The sequence below is a fragment of the Burkholderia sp. KCJ3K979 genome (assembly GCF_016759955.1).
Taxonomy (GTDB): Bacteria; Pseudomonadota; Gammaproteobacteria; order Burkholderiales; family Burkholderiaceae; genus Burkholderia; species Burkholderia orbicola.
Genome location: NZ_JACFYV010000178.1, coordinates 1 through 14,455, shown reverse-complemented (window position 1 = coordinate 14,455; position 14,455 = coordinate 1). Strand labels below are relative to the sequence as shown.

The 14,455-nt window shown below is 66.9% G+C and carries 13 protein-coding genes and 1 tRNA gene; 10 read left to right on the top strand and 4 right to left on the bottom strand.

The genetic code is table 11. From position 1 onward, the window contains the following. The first annotated feature begins 109 nt into the window (after nt 1–109). From H3O04_RS27350 to H3O04_RS27310, 9 genes are all read left to right on the top strand, one after another. Nucleotides 110–1,105, top strand: a complete 996-nt coding sequence (locus H3O04_RS27350) for a polyprenyl synthetase family protein (RefSeq protein ID WP_011544516.1) — start codon at nt 110–112, stop codon at nt 1,103–1,105. A 148-nt stretch (nt 1,106–1,253) separates the two neighbouring features. Further along, nucleotides 1,254–1,330: transfer RNA gene (locus H3O04_RS27345), tRNA-Pro, on the top strand. A 141-nt stretch (nt 1,331–1,471) separates the two neighbouring features. Further along, entirely contained in the window at nt 1,472–2,764 is a 1,293-nt protein-coding gene (locus H3O04_RS27340; RefSeq protein ID WP_077179094.1) for an HlyC/CorC family transporter, read from the top strand. 83 nt (nt 2,765–2,847) lie between these two features. Beyond that, on the top strand, nt 2,848–4,122 hold the full coding sequence (locus H3O04_RS27335) for a GspE/PulE family protein (RefSeq protein ID WP_124591745.1): 1,275 nt from the start codon (nt 2,848–2,850) through the stop codon (nt 4,120–4,122). 2 nt (nt 4,123–4,124) lie between these two features. After that, nucleotides 4,125–5,330 carry a type II secretion system F family protein gene (locus H3O04_RS27330; RefSeq protein ID WP_105798456.1) on the top strand — a complete coding sequence of 402 codons (1,206 nt, stop codon included), beginning with the start codon at nt 4,125–4,127 and terminating at the stop codon, nt 5,328–5,330. 44 nt (nt 5,331–5,374) lie between these two features. Next, the gene (locus H3O04_RS27325; RefSeq protein WP_006477004.1) at nt 5,375–6,286 is read left to right on the top strand and encodes a prepilin peptidase; all 912 of its coding nucleotides are present in this window, start codon (nt 5,375–5,377) and stop codon (nt 6,284–6,286) included. 1 nt (nt 6,287) lies between these two features. Then, nucleotides 6,288–6,896, top strand: a complete 609-nt coding sequence (gene coaE / locus H3O04_RS27320) for a dephospho-CoA kinase (protein WP_124591746.1) — start codon at nt 6,288–6,290, stop codon at nt 6,894–6,896. Between the two features lie 109 nt (nt 6,897–7,005). Continuing rightward, nucleotides 7,006–7,761, top strand: a complete 756-nt coding sequence (zapD, locus tag H3O04_RS27315) for a cell division protein ZapD (RefSeq protein ID WP_012327858.1) — start codon at nt 7,006–7,008, stop codon at nt 7,759–7,761. Nucleotides 7,762–7,789: 28 nt separating this feature from the next. Further along, nucleotides 7,790–7,990: a DNA gyrase inhibitor YacG gene (locus H3O04_RS27310; protein WP_202588859.1), complete on the top strand. Its 201-nt coding sequence runs from the start codon at nt 7,790–7,792 to the stop codon at nt 7,988–7,990. 60 nt (nt 7,991–8,050) lie between these two features. On the opposite strand, the gene H3O04_RS27305 is transcribed toward H3O04_RS27310, so the two are convergent. From H3O04_RS27305 to secA, 4 genes are all read right to left on the bottom strand, one after another. Next, nucleotides 8,051–8,494, bottom strand: a complete 444-nt coding sequence (locus tag H3O04_RS27305; RefSeq protein ID WP_006487137.1) for an NUDIX domain-containing protein — start codon at nt 8,492–8,494, stop codon at nt 8,051–8,053. Further along, a complete protein-coding gene (locus H3O04_RS27300; protein WP_012327857.1) occupies nt 8,491–9,360 on the bottom strand; it encodes an ATP-binding protein in 870 nt (289 codons plus the stop codon). Before H3O04_RS27300 ends, H3O04_RS27305 begins: the two co-directional genes overlap by 4 nt. Before the next feature lie 19 nt (nt 9,361–9,379). Next, nucleotides 9,380–10,621 (bottom strand): bifunctional glutamate N-acetyltransferase/amino-acid acetyltransferase ArgJ, encoded by a 1,242-nt coding sequence (gene argJ / locus H3O04_RS27295; protein ID WP_023477235.1) that lies wholly within the window; start codon nt 10,619–10,621, stop codon nt 9,380–9,382. Nucleotides 10,622–10,765: 144 nt separating this feature from the next. Then, nucleotides 10,766–13,564: a preprotein translocase subunit SecA gene (gene secA, locus H3O04_RS27290; protein WP_023477233.1), complete on the bottom strand. Its 2,799-nt coding sequence runs from the start codon at nt 13,562–13,564 to the stop codon at nt 10,766–10,768. A gap of 256 nt (nt 13,565–13,820) precedes the next feature. Here secA and H3O04_RS27285 point away from each other — a divergent pair, with 256 nt between their 5' ends. Next, on the top strand, nt 13,821–14,297 hold the full coding sequence (locus tag H3O04_RS27285) for a DUF721 domain-containing protein (RefSeq protein WP_023477232.1): 477 nt from the start codon (nt 13,821–13,823) through the stop codon (nt 14,295–14,297). The last annotated feature ends 158 nt before the right edge of the window (nt 14,298–14,455 follow it).

Sequence of the window (14,455 nt, the reverse complement as noted above, 5' to 3'; positions counted from 1 at the left end):
TGCGCGCGGGCCTCTGCCGGACGGCCAAAATCGCGCCGCCGGCACGTCTGACAGACCGGCATATCGCGGATTCGACTTATAATCCGCCGCATCACCCAATTCCATCATCATGTCGTCGTCCACCGCCTCCCCCACCCTCAGCGCCGCCCACCTGCTCGCCCCGATCACCAGCGACATGGAGCAGGTGAATCGCGTTATCCGGCAAAGCCTCGCGTCCGACGTGCTGCTGATCAACCAGATCGCCGAGTACATCATCGGCGCGGGCGGCAAGCGGCTGCGTCCGGCGTTGCTGCTGCTCGTCGCCGGCGCGCTCGGCGAAACGTCGCACCAGCGGCACGTGCTGGCCGCCGTCGTCGAGTTCATCCACACGGCCACGCTGCTGCATGACGACGTCGTCGACGAATCCGAACTGCGCCGCGGCCGCCAGACCGCCAATGCGCTGTTCGGCAACGCGGCGAGCGTGCTGGTAGGCGATTACCTCTACTCGCGCTCGTTCGAGATGATGGTCGGCGTCGGCAAGATGCGCGTGATGGAGATCCTGTCCGAAGCGACGACGATCATTTCCGAAGGCGAGGTGCTGCAGCTCCTCAACATGCACGACGCGGACGTCGACGAAACGCGCTACATGCAGGTGATCCGCTACAAGACGGCGAAGCTGTTCGAGGCGTCGGCGCGCCTGGGCGCGGTGCTCGCGGGCGCCGATGCGCCGACCGAGGCCGCCGCCGCCGAATACGGCCGCCGGATCGGCACCGCATTCCAGATCATGGACGACTGGCTCGACTATGCCGGCACCGCCGAGGCGATGGGCAAGAATGCCGGCGACGACCTGCGCGAAGGCAAGCCGACACTGCCGCTCATCTATCTGATCGAACGCGGCACGCCCGAACAGTCGGCACTCGCACGCGAGGCGATCGAACAGGGCGGCACCGATCGCTTCGACACGATTTTCGAAGCGATCACGCGCTCGGGCGCGCTCGATCACACGCTCGAATGCGCACGTCAGGAAGCGCAGGCGGCGGCAGCAGCGATTGCCGCGTTCCCCGATTCGATCTACAAGGAAAGCCTGCTCGGGTTGTGCTCGTACTCGACGTCGCGGCAGTCATGAACACGCCGCGAACGGGAAGCGATGCTCTGTCTCGAAAATTTTCTTCGTCAAAGTATTCCCTTTTAGAAAAAACATCGTTATAGTTACGTTCTTGCTTGAGACGACGCAGAAATCTTCACGAAGACGGCGAAGTCCGAAGAGCAAAAATCGGGGTGTAGCTTAGCCTGGTAGAGCGCTACGTTCGGGACGTAGAGGCCGGAGGTTCGAATCCTCTCACCCCGACCAGATTTAAAAAAACCGTGCACCGTGTGCACGGTTTTTTTTCGTCCGGCCGCCGCGAACCCCTTGTATCGTGCGCGACACATCGCGGTCGCCGGCCTCTGCTATATTTCCCCCATCCCTGTCCTTCACTGCCCTTTCCAACGCGTGGACCAAATTCCCTTATGGGCGCAAATCGGCGCCGTCTTCCTGCTTCTCCTCTGTTCCAGCTTCTTTTCCATTTCCGAGACCGCGATGATGGCGCTCAATCGCCATCGGTTGAAGCATCTCGCCGGCCAGGGCGCACTCGGCGCGAAAACCACGCAGGGGCTGCTCACGCGCACTGACTTGCTGCTCAGCGTGATCCTGATCGGCAACAACCTGTTCAACACGATCATCCCGGTCCTCACGACGTCGCTCGCGCTCCATACGTTCGGCCGCAACAACCTCGCGCTGTCGATCGCGACCGGCGTCGTCGCGTTCCTGATCATCGTGTTCGCGGAAATCGCGCCGAAGATCGTCGGCGCGACGTTCCCCGAACGCATCGCGCTGCCGGCGAGCCTCGTGATCGCCCCGCTGATGCGCGTGTTCAAGCCGGTCGTCTGGTTCGTCAATGCGCTCGCGAACGGCGTGCTGTGGGTGCTGCGCATCAACACGAAGAAGGGCCGCGACCAGCGGATGTCGGCCGACGAGCTGCGGGCCATCGTGCTCGAATCGAGCAGTTTCATGCCGACCAAGCACCGCAGCATCCTGCTCAACCTGTTCGACCTCGAGAACATCACGGTCGACGACGTGATGGTGCCGCGCCGCCAGATCGAGTCGCTCAACTTCTACGCGCCGCTCGACGACATCCTGCATCAGCTCGAAACCTGCTACCACAACCGCCTGGTCGTCTACGAAGGCGACATCGACAAGGTGCTCGGCGTGCTGCACGTGCGCAAGACGCTCACCGGGCTGCACAACCAGGATTTCGACCGCGAGACGCTGCGCGCGCTGCTCGCCGAACCGTACTACGTGCCGTCCGGCACGCCGGTGGTCCAGCAGCTCCAGTTCTTCCAGGAAACGCGGCAGCGCACCGCGCTCGTCGTCAACGAGTACGGCGAACTCGAAGGGCTCGTCACGCCCGAAGACATCATCGAGGAGCTGATCGGCGAATTCACGACGTCGATGCCGCGCAGCGAACGCGCGGGCGGCTGGGACGAGAACGGCGAATGCATCGTCTCGGCCAGCATGCCGCTGCGCGAACTGAACCGCTGGCTGCACCTGAAACTGCCGACCGACGGGCCGAAGACGCTGAACGGACTGGTGCTCGAGATCCTCGAGGAAATTCCGGAAGACGACGTGTGCCTGAAAATCGGCGACGTGATGCTCGAGGTGATGCGCAGCGACGATCAGGCAGTACGCACCGTCAAGCTCTTCAAGCCGCGCGGCACGCGTACCGCACGTACCGCCACGCGCTAACCGAACGGCCGACTGCCAGCGCCGCCCGCGACGCGCGATCATCTGCGCATCACGGTCAACAGGCGGCCCGCGTGCCGGCTCACATGCATTTCCCTTCCCCCGGGGCGCCGCTGCACATGCAGTCGCCGCCCGCGCATTCCGACGCGCCAGCGGCCGCGCCCCATGCACTCGATGCGGCGCAGCTCGACGATGCCCCCGCCGTACGCCTGCTGACGGATACGCTACACGCGGCGCGTGTGCGCGACGCGTCGGACATCCACGTCGAGCCATTCGAGGCCGGCTGGCGCATCCGTCTGCGCATCGACGGCGTGCTGCATGAACATGCGCGCCCACCGCTGCACCTGCGCGATGCGCTCGTCACGCGGATCAAGGTGCTCTCGCGCATGGACATCGCCGAGCGGCGGCTTCCGCAGGACGGCCGGCTGCGCATCGCGATCGACGGCGGCACGCGCGGCGACTACCGCGTCAGTTCGCTGCCCACGCTGTTCGGCGAAAAGCTCGTGCTGCGGCGGCTCGAAACGCTGCCGCCCGATCTCACGCTTGCCAACCTCGGCTTCGACGCGCGGCAGGCCGCCGCGATGGAGGCCGCGATCCGCGCGCCGCATGGCCTCGTGCTCGTCACGGGCCCGACCGGCAGCGGCAAGACGCTGTCGCTCTACTGCGCGCTGCAGATGCTCGATCGCGACGCGCACAACGTCTGCACGGTGGAAGATCCCGCCGAAATCCAGCTCGACGGGATCAACCAGGTGGGAGTCGCCGACAAGGCGGGGCTCACGTTCGCGACGGCGCTGCGCGCGCTGTTGCGGCAGGACCCGGACGTCATCATGGTCGGCGAGATTCGCGATGCGGAGACGGCCGATGTCGCGATCAAGGCCGCGCAGACGGGCCATCTCGTGCTGTCGACGCTGCACACGAACGACGCGCCGGCCGCCGTCGCGCGGCTGCTCGACATCGGCGTCGCGCCATACAACCTCGCGGCCGCACTGCACCTCGTCACCGCGCAGCGTCTCGTCCGGCGCCTGTGCGTCGCGTGCCGCGTGCATTCGGACGCATCGGCGCACGTACTGCGGGAAGCCGGCTGCGACCCGGCGGCGCTGGCAGCCGGATGGCGGCCGTTCGTCGCGCGCGGCTGTTCCGCCTGTCACGGCATCGGCTATCGCGGCCGCATCGGCCTGCATCAGACGATGCCGGTATCACCCGGGCTGGCCGAGCGCATCGTCGCGCGTGCGAGTGTGGGCGAGCTCGCGCAATGCGTGGCGGCCGAGGGCGTGCGCACCCTGCGCAACGCGGCATTCGCGCGCGTCCTGGACGGCACGACGAGCATCGCGGAAGCCGTCGCCGCCACCCCCGCGGTGTGAGCATGCGCACGCCACCGCGCGAAACCCGCTTTGCATGGCGCGGCCGCCATCGCGACGGTTCGCCCCGCCGCGGGACCGTCATCGCCTTCGACGCCACGGCCGCACGCGCCACGCTCGCGCGCGACGGCATCGCGGTACTGTCGCTCGACCTTCGTGGGCCGGCCCGTCCGCCTGCGGCGGCCGCGCGTGACATCACACGCTTCACGCGCCAGCTCGCGAGCCTGCTGCAGGCCGGCCTGCCGCTCGCGCCGTCGCTCGAAATGCTCGCGCGCACCCGCACACGCGACGGCGTGCCCCGCATCGCCGCAGGGCTCGCCCGCGAGATCGTCGGCGGCCAGCGCTTCGCCGATGCGCTCGCACGCTATCCATCGCAATTCGGCACGCTGTATCGCCAGTTGATCGAGGTCGGCGAGGCGTCCGGTTCGCTCGGCATCGTGCTGACGCGGATTGCGGAACACCGCGAGCGCGCCGATGCGCAATGGCGCAAGCTGCGTGCCGCGCTCGCGTATCCGGCCGCCGTCATCCTGTTCGCACTTGCGATCTCCGCAGCATTGATGGTGTGGGTCGTGCCGACCTTCCGGCAGATCTTCGACGGCTTCGGCGCCGCCCTGCCCGCGCCGACCCGCGCACTGCTCGCGCTGTCCTCCGCGCTGTCGGCATGGGGCGGCGTACTCCTGGCCGGTGCGGCCGCCACGGGGCTCGCCGCACAGCACGCGCTTCAGCGCTCGGCCGCGCTACGCCATGCGCTCGCACGGCGCCTGCTGCGCGCGCCGTTCGCGGGCAGCGCGCTGGCACGGTTCGCGGCCGCACGCTGGTGCCGGTCGCTGGCGACCCTGCTCGGCGCCGGCGTGCCGCTCGCCGATGCGTTCGCCACGCTCGAGCGCACCGCCGGCCATCCGGTGTTCGCGCACGCCACCGCGCACATCGCCGCACGCGTGCTGCGCGGCGTGCGTCTGGCCGATGCGATGCATTCGGCTGGCTGCTTTCCGGACGACGTCGTGCAACCAATTGCCGTCGCCGAGGAAACCGGTGCGCTCGACACGATGCTCGCCGACATCGCCGCATTGTGCGAACGCCAGCTCGACGCGCGTCTCGATACGCTCGCGGCGCTGGGTGAACCGTTGATCGTGATCGTCCTGGGCGCACTCGTCGGCGGCCTCGTGATCGCGATGTACCTGCCGATCCTTCAGCTCGGCAACGTGGTGTAGCATCGCAACCGATTCTGTCGCCTTTTAGTCCAACCTCGAGCCTCATGACGCCAGCGCCCCTGTCCGCCGTATCCGATTCGCCCGAGAGCACGCTGCTCGCGCTGGCGATGCTGCCGCCCGCGCTGCAGTATGCGTTAGCGGTCGTCATCGGCCTTTGCATCGGCAGTTTCCTGAATGTGGTCGTGCACCGGTTGCCCGTGATGATGCAGCGCGCGTGGCAGGCCGAGATCGCCGAAGCGACCGGCGCCGCGGGCGCCCCGCCCAACGACGGTTATCCGCCACGCTACGATCTGTGGCGCCCGCGCAGCGCCTGCCCGCACTGCGGCCACGTGTTGCGCGCCTGGGAAAACGTTCCGCTCCTTAGCTACCTGATGCTGCGCGGACGCTGCCGGCGCTGCGGCCACCCAATCGGTATCCGCTATCCGCTCGTCGAACTCGCGTGCGCACTGCTCGCGGCCGGCTCGCTCGCGGCGTTCGGCCCGACCGTCGCCGCGTTCGCCGCGTTCGCGCTGTGCGCGGCGCTGCTCGCGATGAGCGCAATCGATATCCGGACCGGCTACCTGCCCGACTCGATGACGCTGCCATTGCTGTGGGCCGGGCTCGTGCTGAACCTCGGCGGCACTTTCACGTCGCTGCGCTCGGCCGTGATCGGCGCGATGGCCGGCTACCTGTTCCTGTGGTCGATCTACTGGCTGTTCAAATGGCTGCGCGGCATCGAGGGCATCGGTTTCGGCGACCTGAAGCTGCTTGCCGCGCTCGGCGCATGGATGGGCTGGGCCGCACTGCCGCAAGTCGTGCTGTTCGCGGCGGTGACCGGCGCGGTCGTCGGGCTCGTCGCGACCTGGCGCGGCCGCATGCGCTTCGAGGAGCCGATCCCATTCGGCCCGTTCCTCGCGGCCGGCGGCGTCGCCACGCTGTTTTTCGGCACCCCTTTCTATGCGGCGCTCGGAGGCTGACATGTTTTCAGTAGGACTCACGGGCGGCATCGGCAGCGGCAAGACGACCGTTGCCGACCTGTTCGGCGCCCGTGGCGCATCGCTCGTCGATACCGACCTGATTGCCCACCGCATCACCGCGCCGGGCGGCCTCGCGATGCCGGCGATCGAGCAGGCCTTCGGTCAGGGCTTTGTGGCCGCCGACGGCTCGCTCGATCGCGCGAAGATGCGCACGCTGATCTTCAGCGACGACGACGCGCGCCGGCGCCTCGAAGCGATCACGCATCCGCTGATCCGCGCGGAGACCGATCGCGAGGCGCGCGAAGCACGGGGCCCGTACGTGATGTTCGTCGTGCCGTTGCTCGTCGAGTCGGGCACCTGGAAGGCGCGCAGCAATCGTGTGCTCGTCGTCGACTGCCCGGTCGAAACGCAGATCGCGCGCGTGATGCGACGCAACGGTTTCACGCGCGAACAGGTCGAAGCGATCATCGCGCGCCAGGCGACGCGCGAAGCGCGCCTCGCGGCGGCCGACGATGTGATCGTCAACGACGCGGTCACGCCCGACGCGCTCACCGCCCAGGTCGATGCACTGCACCAACGCTATGTCGGATTCGCGGCCGCCGCGCACTGAGCCTCGCACGCAATCGTGATGGTGTACGAAATTGGCGCGTTGCTAGGGTAGAGAGGGGGCATTAGAATGTCCTTCATTGTTTCAATCCCTACCCAAGAGGCGAGCGCGCTTGATTCTTTACGAGTATCCGTTCAACGAGCGAATTCGCACGCTGTTGCGTCTCGAAGATCTGTTCGAGCGCTTCGCGTTCTTTTTGGCTCAGGAGGACCCGCGTGAGCACCACGTCGCGCTGACGACGCTGTTCGAGATCGCCGAGGTAACGGGCCGCGCGGACCTGAAATCGGATCTGATGAAGGAGCTCGAACGTCAACGCCAGACGCTCGCCCCCTTTCGCGGCAATCCGGGCATCGAGCAGAATGCGCTCGAGGCCGTGCTCGGCGAAATCGAGCAGACGCTCGCGAATCTCGCGCAGATGCAGGGCAAGACCGGCCAGCATCTCGTCGACAACGAGTGGCTCGCCAGCATCCGCAGCCGCGCGGTGATTCCGGGCGGCACGTGCAAGTTCGACCTGCCGTCATACTATGCGTGGCAGCAATGGCCCGCCGAGCAGCGTCGCCAGGACATCGCGAAGTGGATCCTGCCGATGCTGCCGTTGCGCGACGCCGCGGCGATCGTACTGCGGCTCGCGCGCGAATCGGGTCAGGCGTCGAAGGTCATGGCGATGCAGGGCAGCTACCAGCAGATGCTGTCCGGGCGCAGCTATCAGTTGATGCAGGTGCGGGTGCCGCCGGAGTTGCGCGTGATTCCCGAGGCGAGCGCCAACAAATACATGCTATGGGTACGGTTCACCATGCAGGACGGCGACGTGCGGCCGCGTGCGGTGGACATCGACGTGCCGTTCCATCTGACCCTGTGTAATCTGTAACGGCCGCGTGCCGGTTCAACGCTTTCGTATGACTACCGTTGTGAAATGTCCGTCGTGCGGCGCAGAAGTGCGCTGGACGCCTGAAAACAAGTTCCGTCCCTTCTGCTCGGCCCGCTGCAAGCAGTTCGACCTTGGCGCATGGGCCGCGGAAAAGTATCGGATCGGCGGCGCCTCCGACGAGGGTCCGTCGTCGGAAGAGGACGGCACGGACAACCGCCGCGACAGCTGAGCGGCGCGCGGTGCCGCCGCCCACTGATATGGCCCGCGTTTCAGGCGGGCCGCCACAGCGTCATTGCGACGCCGCTTCCTTCTCGAGCAGTTCGAGCACCGGCAGCGCCGCCGGCAACAGCGGCGCGACCTCGACCGGCAGTTGCTGCCATACGAACGCCTGCCCTTCCTTGCTGTGCGGCTCGCCCGTCCAGCCCGTCACCTTGCAGAAATAGAGCCGCACGTACGCGTGCGGATAATCGTGCTCGAGCGTGTGCCATCGGTGGCTGGCCGTGACTTCGATGCCGAGTTCCTCGTGCAGCTCGCGCGCCAGCGCGTCCTCGACGCTTTCGCCGGCCTCCAGCTTGCCGCCCGGAAACTCCCAGTAACCTTCGTACGGCTTGCCCTGCAGGCGTTGTGCGAGCAGATAGCGCCCGTCCGGCTGCACCATCACGCCGACCGCGACTTCCGTCACCTTGCGGCCGTCCGGCGCCCGCACGGCGCCCTGTGCCAGATCCGCGCTCATGCCTGCTCCTTGCGACCCGACCAGTCACGCGCGAACTGCCACGCGACGCGGCCCGAGCGCGAACCACGCTCGAGCGCCCATACGAGCGCGTCGCCGCGTGCCGTCTCGATCTCCGTATCCGGGCAGCCGAAGTGACGCAGCCAGTGCGCGACGATGTCGAGGTAGTCGTCCTGCTTGAACGGATAGAAGCTGACCCACAGGCCGAAGCGCTCCGACAGCGAGATCTTCTCCTCGACGACTTCGCCAGGGTGAATCTCGCCGTCCGGCAGATGCTTGTACGACTCGTTGTCGCTCATGTACTCGGGCAGCAGATGGCGGCGGTTCGACGTCGCGTAGATCAGCACGTTGTCCGACTGCGCGGCGATCGACCCGTCGAGCGCGACCTTCAGCGCCTTGTAGCCCGATTCGCCGTCCTCGAACGACAGGTCGTCGCAAAACACGATGAACCGCTCCGGACGCTGCGAGATCAGGTCGACGATGTCGCCGAGATCGTGCAGGTCGTCCTTGTCGACTTCGATCAGGCGCAGCCCGTCGTTCGCGTACGCATTCAGGCACGCCTTGATCAGCGACGACTTGCCGGTACCGCGTGCGCCGGTCAGCAGCACGTTGTTGGCCGGCTTGCGCTGTACGAACTGCCGCGTGTTCTGATCAATCAGCGCTTTCTGGCGGTCGATGTTGTGCAAGTCGCCGAGCGTGATCGACGACACGGCCGGTACCGGCTGCAGGTAACCGCGCCCCTGGCGCTTGCGCCAGCGGAACGCGTGCGCCGCGTTCCAGTCGATGGCCGCCGGTGCGGGCGGCAGCATCCCTTCGAGACGGCCGAGCAGCGCTTCCGCGCGCGTCAGAAACTGTTCAAGCTTGTCCATGTCGTTCGAGCGCTCCCGATCAGGAGCGGTAATCCGCGTTGATGCTCACGTAATCGTGCGACAGGTCGCACGTCCAGACGGTGGCCTGCGCGTCGCCACGGCCGAGCAGCACGCGGATCGTGATCTCGCTCTGCTTCATCACGCGCTGGCCGTCCTCTTCCTGGTAGGCCGGGTTGCGGCCGCCCGCCTTCGCGACGAGCACGTCGTCCAGATAGAGGTCGATCTTGCCGACGTCGAGATCCGCGACGCCCGCATAGCCGATCGCCGCGAGAATCCGGCCCAGGTTGGGGTCGGATGCGTAGAAGGCCGTCTTTACGAGCGGCGAATGGCCGATCGCGTACGCGATCTGGCGGCATTCGGCGACGCTCTTGCCGCCTTCGACCTGCACCGTCATGAATTTCGTCGCGCCTTCGCCGTCGCGCACGATCAGTTGCGACAGCACCTGCGCGACTTCCGTCACCGCGTCGCGCAGCGCTGCATAGGCCGGCGAATCGGTCGACGTGATCGCCGGCAGCGTGCTCTTGCCCGATGCGATCAGGATGAACGAGTCGTTCGTCGACGTGTCGCCGTCGATCGTGATGCAGTTGAACGAGCGATCGGCGACTTCCTTCACGAGCGTGTCGAGCACCGGCTGCGCGACGTTCGCATCGAACGCGAGAAAGCCGAGCATCGTCGCCATGTTCGGCTTGATCATGCCCGCGCCCTTGCTGATGCCCGTCAGCGTGACCGTGTGGCCGTCGATCGTCACCTGGCGCGACGTCGCCTTCGGCAGCGTGTCGGTCGTCATGATCGCCTGCGCGGCGTCGAACCAGTTCGCGGCGTTGCGGTTCGCGAGCGCAGCCGGCAAGCCGGCCTTCAGACGATCGATCGGCAGCGGCTCGAGAATCACGCCGGTCGAGAACGGCAGCACCTGCGCCGGCTCGATGCCCGCGAGACGCGCGAGTTCCGTACACGTTTCACGGGCGTTCACGAGGCCCGGCTCGCCGGTGCCCGCGTTCGCATTGCCCGTATTCACGACCAGCGCGCGGATGCCCGCGCCGCCCGCGCGCACCTTCGCCAGGTGCTCGCGGCAGACGGTGACCGGCGCTGCGCAGAAACGGTTTTCGGTGAACACGCCCGCGACCGTCGCGCCTTCGTCGACGGAGATGACCAGCACGTCCTTGCGATTCGGCTTGCGGATGTTCGCTTCCGCCCAGCCGAGCGTGACGCCGGCGACGGGATGCAGTTGGGCGGGATCGATCGACGGAAAATTGACAGCCATGGGGCACACCTGCCGGATGGAAAATGCCGGCACGCGCCGGCATCGATTGGAAGAACCGGCGGCCGCACGCGCGGGCCGCCACAACTCACATCACTGACTCGAAGCTGCGAACGACGCGGCACGCGTGACGCGCGCCGCCGCCGATCATGACAGCTTCCCGTGACATTGCTTGTACTTCTTGCCGCTGCCGCACGGACACGGGTCGTTGCGGCCGACCTTCGGCATTTCGCCGCCGGGGCCGCTGTGCGTCATCGCGCTGCCGACCATGTCGGCCGTCGCCGTGGCCGCCGCGGCTGCCGTGACGTTCGCCACCGGTGCACCGGCCTCCGCGTAGTCGGCGTGCTGGTATTCGACGTTCTCGAGATGACCGCCGCGCTCCTCGATCTGCTCGGCCGCCTCTTCCAGCTGCTCCGGCGACTGGATCTGCACGTTCATCACGATGCGCGTGACTTCCTGCTTGATCGCGTCGAGCATCGCGGCGAACAGCTCGAACGCCTCGCGCTTGTACTCCTGCTTCGGGTTCTTCTGCGCATAGCCGCGCAGGTGGATGCCCTGGCGCAGGTGGTCGAGCGCTGCGAGGTGCTCGCGCCACAGGCGGTCGACCGTCTGCAGCATCACCGAGCGCTCGAATGCGCTGAACGATTCGCGGCCGACCATCGCGACCTTCGCCTCGTACTGCTCGTCGGCGGCCGTCATCACGGCGTCGAGGATCTCCTCGGCGGTGATCGACGACGACTCGTTCACCATTTCCTGGATCGCGAGATCGAGCTGCCAGTCGTTGCGCAGCGCTTCCTCGAGCTCGGGCACGTCCCACTGCTCTTCGATGCTGCCTTCCGGCACGAACTGGCGGACGACTTCGGTGATCACGCCGTGACGCATCGCGGTGATCGTCTCGGTGATGTCGTGCGCTTCCAGCAGCTCGTTGCGCTGCTGGTAGATCACCTTGCGCTGGTCGTTCGACACGTCGTCGTATTCGAGCAGCTGCTTGCGGATGTCGAAGTTGCGCGCCTCGACCTTGCGCTGCGCCGATTCGATCGACCGCGTGACGATGCCCGCCTCGATCGCCTCGCCTTCCGGCATCTTCAGGCGATCCATGATCGAGCGCACGCGGTCGCCCGCAAAGATGCGCAGCAGCGGGTCGTCGAGCGACAGGTAGAAGCGCGACGAGCCCGGATCGCCCTGGCGGCCCGCACGGCCGCGCAGCTGGTTGTCGATCCGTCGCGATTCGTGGCGCTCGGTGCCGATGATGTGCAGACCGCCCGCGGCTTTCACTTCCTCGTGCAGCGTTTCCCACTCGTCGTGCAATTTCTGGATGCGGCGCGCCTTTTCGTCGGCCGGGATCGCATCGTCGGCCTCGATGAACGCCGCCTGCTTCTCCGCGTTGCCGCCGAGCACGATGTCGGTACCGCGGCCGGCCATGTTGGTCGCGATCGTGATGCGCTTCGGACGGCCGGCTTCCGCGACGATCGCCGCTTCACGCTCGTGCTGCTTCGCGTTCAGCACTTCGTGCGGCAGCCCGGCCTGCTTCAGCAGGTGCGACAGCAGTTCGGAGTTCTCGATCGACGTCGTGCCGACCAGCACCGGCTGGCCACGCTCGTAGCAGTCGCGGATGTCGCGGATCACCGCGTCGTAGCGCTCCTTGGCCGTCTTGTAGATCTGGTCCTGCTTGTCGATCCGCTTCGGCGGGCGGTTGGTCGGGATCACGACCGTCTCGAGACCGTAGATCTCGTTGAATTCGTACGCTTCGGTGTCCGCGGTACCGGTCATGCCAGCCAGCTTCGCGTACATCCGGAAGTAGTTCTGGAACGTGATCGACGCGAGCGTCTGGTTCTCGCTCTGGATCTTCACGTGCTCCTTCGCCTCGACCGCCTGGTGCAGGCCGTCCGACCAGCGGCGGCCGGCCATCAGGCGGCCCGTGAATTCGTCGACGATGACCACTTCGCCGTTCTGCACGACGTAGTGCTGATCCTTGTGGAACAGCGTGTGGGCGCGCAGCGCCGCGTACACGTGGTGCATCAGCGTGATGTTCTGCGGCGCGTACAGGCTTTCGCCCTCGCCGATCAGGCCCCATTCGGCGAGCAGACGCTCGGCCTTCTCGTGGCCCGATTCCGTCAGGAACACCTGGCGCGCCTTCTCGTCGAGCGTGTAGTCGCCGGGCTTCTCGACGCCCGTGCCGTCGGCCTTCTCCTCGCCGATCTGGCGCTCGAGCAGCGGCGGCAGTGCGTTCATCCGCACGTACAGCTCGGTGTGATCCTCGGCCTGGCCCGAAATGATCAGCGGCGTACGCGCTTCGTCGATCAGGATCGAGTCCACTTCGTCGACGACCGCGAAGTTCAGGGCCCGCTGCACGCGCGCGTCGGTCTCGTAGACCATGTTGTCGCGCAGGTAGTCGAAGCCGAATTCGTTGTTCGTGCCGTACGTGATGTCCGCCGCGTAGGCCTGCTGCTTCTGGTCGTGCTCCATGCCGGACAGGTTGATGCCGACCGACAGACCGAGGAAGTTGTAGAGGCGCGCCATCCATTCGGCGTCGCGCTGCGCGAGGTAATCGTTGACGGTCACGACGTGCACGCCGCGGCCGGCCAGCGCATTCAGGTACACGGGCAGCGTCGCGACGAGCGTCTTGCCTTCGCCGGTGCGCATTTCCGCGATCTTGCCGTAGTGGAGCACCATGCCGCCGATCATCTGCACGTCGAAGTGCCGCATCTTCAGCACGCGACGGCTCGCTTCGCGACAGACCGCGAAGGCCTCGGGCAGCAGCTTGTCGAGCGACTCGCCGGCCGCGACCCGCTGGCGGAATTCGTCCGTCTTGCCGCGCAACTGGTCGTCCGTCAGCTTCTCGATCTGCGTTTCGAGCGCATTGATCGTCGCGACGGTCTTTTGGTATTGCTTGACGAGCCGCTGGTTGCGGCTGCCAAAAATTTTCTGGAGAAAACCGGTTGTCATCGGATCGGATCCTGCGTCGCAGCACCGGCGCCCGGCGCGTGTTGCGCGCCCCGGCGCCCGAGCCTCGGCGGCTTAGCGAATTAGTGGACTCAAACGTCGAATTTTAGCACGCGGGGACGCGTGCGCCTGCGTCCCGGCCGGACGGGCATCGCGCGCCGCGGCCGGGCGGGCGGAGCCGAAAGCCGCCCGTGCACAGGCGGGCGCGGGTACAATCGGCTGCACCGTCCGCGCGCGTGCGCGCTCGAAGAAAGCCTCGATGAACCGATTTTCCAAGCGTTTCGGCCCGCTCGCCGCCTATCGCCCGCAACCCGTGTCCGAAGTGCTCGGCCGTACCGACGCTTTCGCGGCGCTGCGCGCGGGTGTCGAGCAGATCGCGTCGCTGCAGCGCGACCTGGGCGCATGCCTGCCCGACTATCTGGCGAATCACGTCGAGCCGGGCTTCATCAAGGACGGCACCCTGACCCTCTTTGCCGCGCACAATGCGCTGGCCGCGCGGCTGCGGCAGGTGGAGGTGCGGCTGCTCGGCGACCTCCAGAAACGCGGCTGGCCCGTGACGACGCTGCGCGTGCGCGTGCGGCCGAAGGACGCGCCGGACCCGCCGCACGTGAAGCAGGCGCGGATGACCTCGGCCGGCGCCGCCGCGCTGCGCGACCTCGCCGACCACCTCGAGCCGTCGCCGCTGCAGGCCGCGCTCGCGCGGATGGCGGCACGGCACGGCGCGAAGCCGCGTTGACCGCACCGGTCATCGGCGGCCGCCAGCCAACAAAATCTATGGTCAGCCCGATTTTTGCAAGCGAGGCAGTGTTGACCTAAAGTGGACTTGCTCGAATCTATCCGGGGTCGTGGATGGAGTGATCCAGCCCCATGATGGGAGCCGCGCCGGGCAAACCT

What these genes read in the sequence shown, in the direction of transcription:
- H3O04_RS27350 (WP_011544516.1), top strand. Translation starts at nt 110, where the DNA reads ATGTCGTCGTCCACCGCCTCCCCCACCCTCAGCGCCGCCCACCTGCTC.
- H3O04_RS27335 (WP_124591745.1), top strand. Translation starts at nt 2,848, where the DNA reads ATGCATTTCCCTTCCCCCGGGGCGCCGCTGCACATGCAGTCGCCGCCC.
- H3O04_RS27330 (WP_105798456.1), top strand. Translation starts at nt 4,125, where the DNA reads ATGCGCACGCCACCGCGCGAAACCCGCTTTGCATGGCGCGGCCGCCAT.
- H3O04_RS27325 (WP_006477004.1), top strand. Translation starts at nt 5,375, where the DNA reads ATGACGCCAGCGCCCCTGTCCGCCGTATCCGATTCGCCCGAGAGCACG.
- coaE (WP_124591746.1), top strand. Translation starts at nt 6,288, where the DNA reads ATGTTTTCAGTAGGACTCACGGGCGGCATCGGCAGCGGCAAGACGACC.
- H3O04_RS27310 (WP_202588859.1), top strand. Translation starts at nt 7,790, where the DNA reads ATGACTACCGTTGTGAAATGTCCGTCGTGCGGCGCAGAAGTGCGCTGG.
- H3O04_RS27305 (WP_006487137.1), bottom strand. Translation starts at nt 8,494, where the DNA reads ATGAGCGCGGATCTGGCACAGGGCGCCGTGCGGGCGCCGGACGGCCGC.
- H3O04_RS27300 (WP_012327857.1), bottom strand. Translation starts at nt 9,360, where the DNA reads ATGGACAAGCTTGAACAGTTTCTGACGCGCGCGGAAGCGCTGCTCGGC.
- argJ (WP_023477235.1), bottom strand. Translation starts at nt 10,621, where the DNA reads ATGGCTGTCAATTTTCCGTCGATCGATCCCGCCCAACTGCATCCCGTC.
- secA (WP_023477233.1), bottom strand. Translation starts at nt 13,564, where the DNA reads ATGACAACCGGTTTTCTCCAGAAAATTTTTGGCAGCCGCAACCAGCGG.
- H3O04_RS27285 (WP_023477232.1), top strand. Translation starts at nt 13,821, where the DNA reads ATGAACCGATTTTCCAAGCGTTTCGGCCCGCTCGCCGCCTATCGCCCG.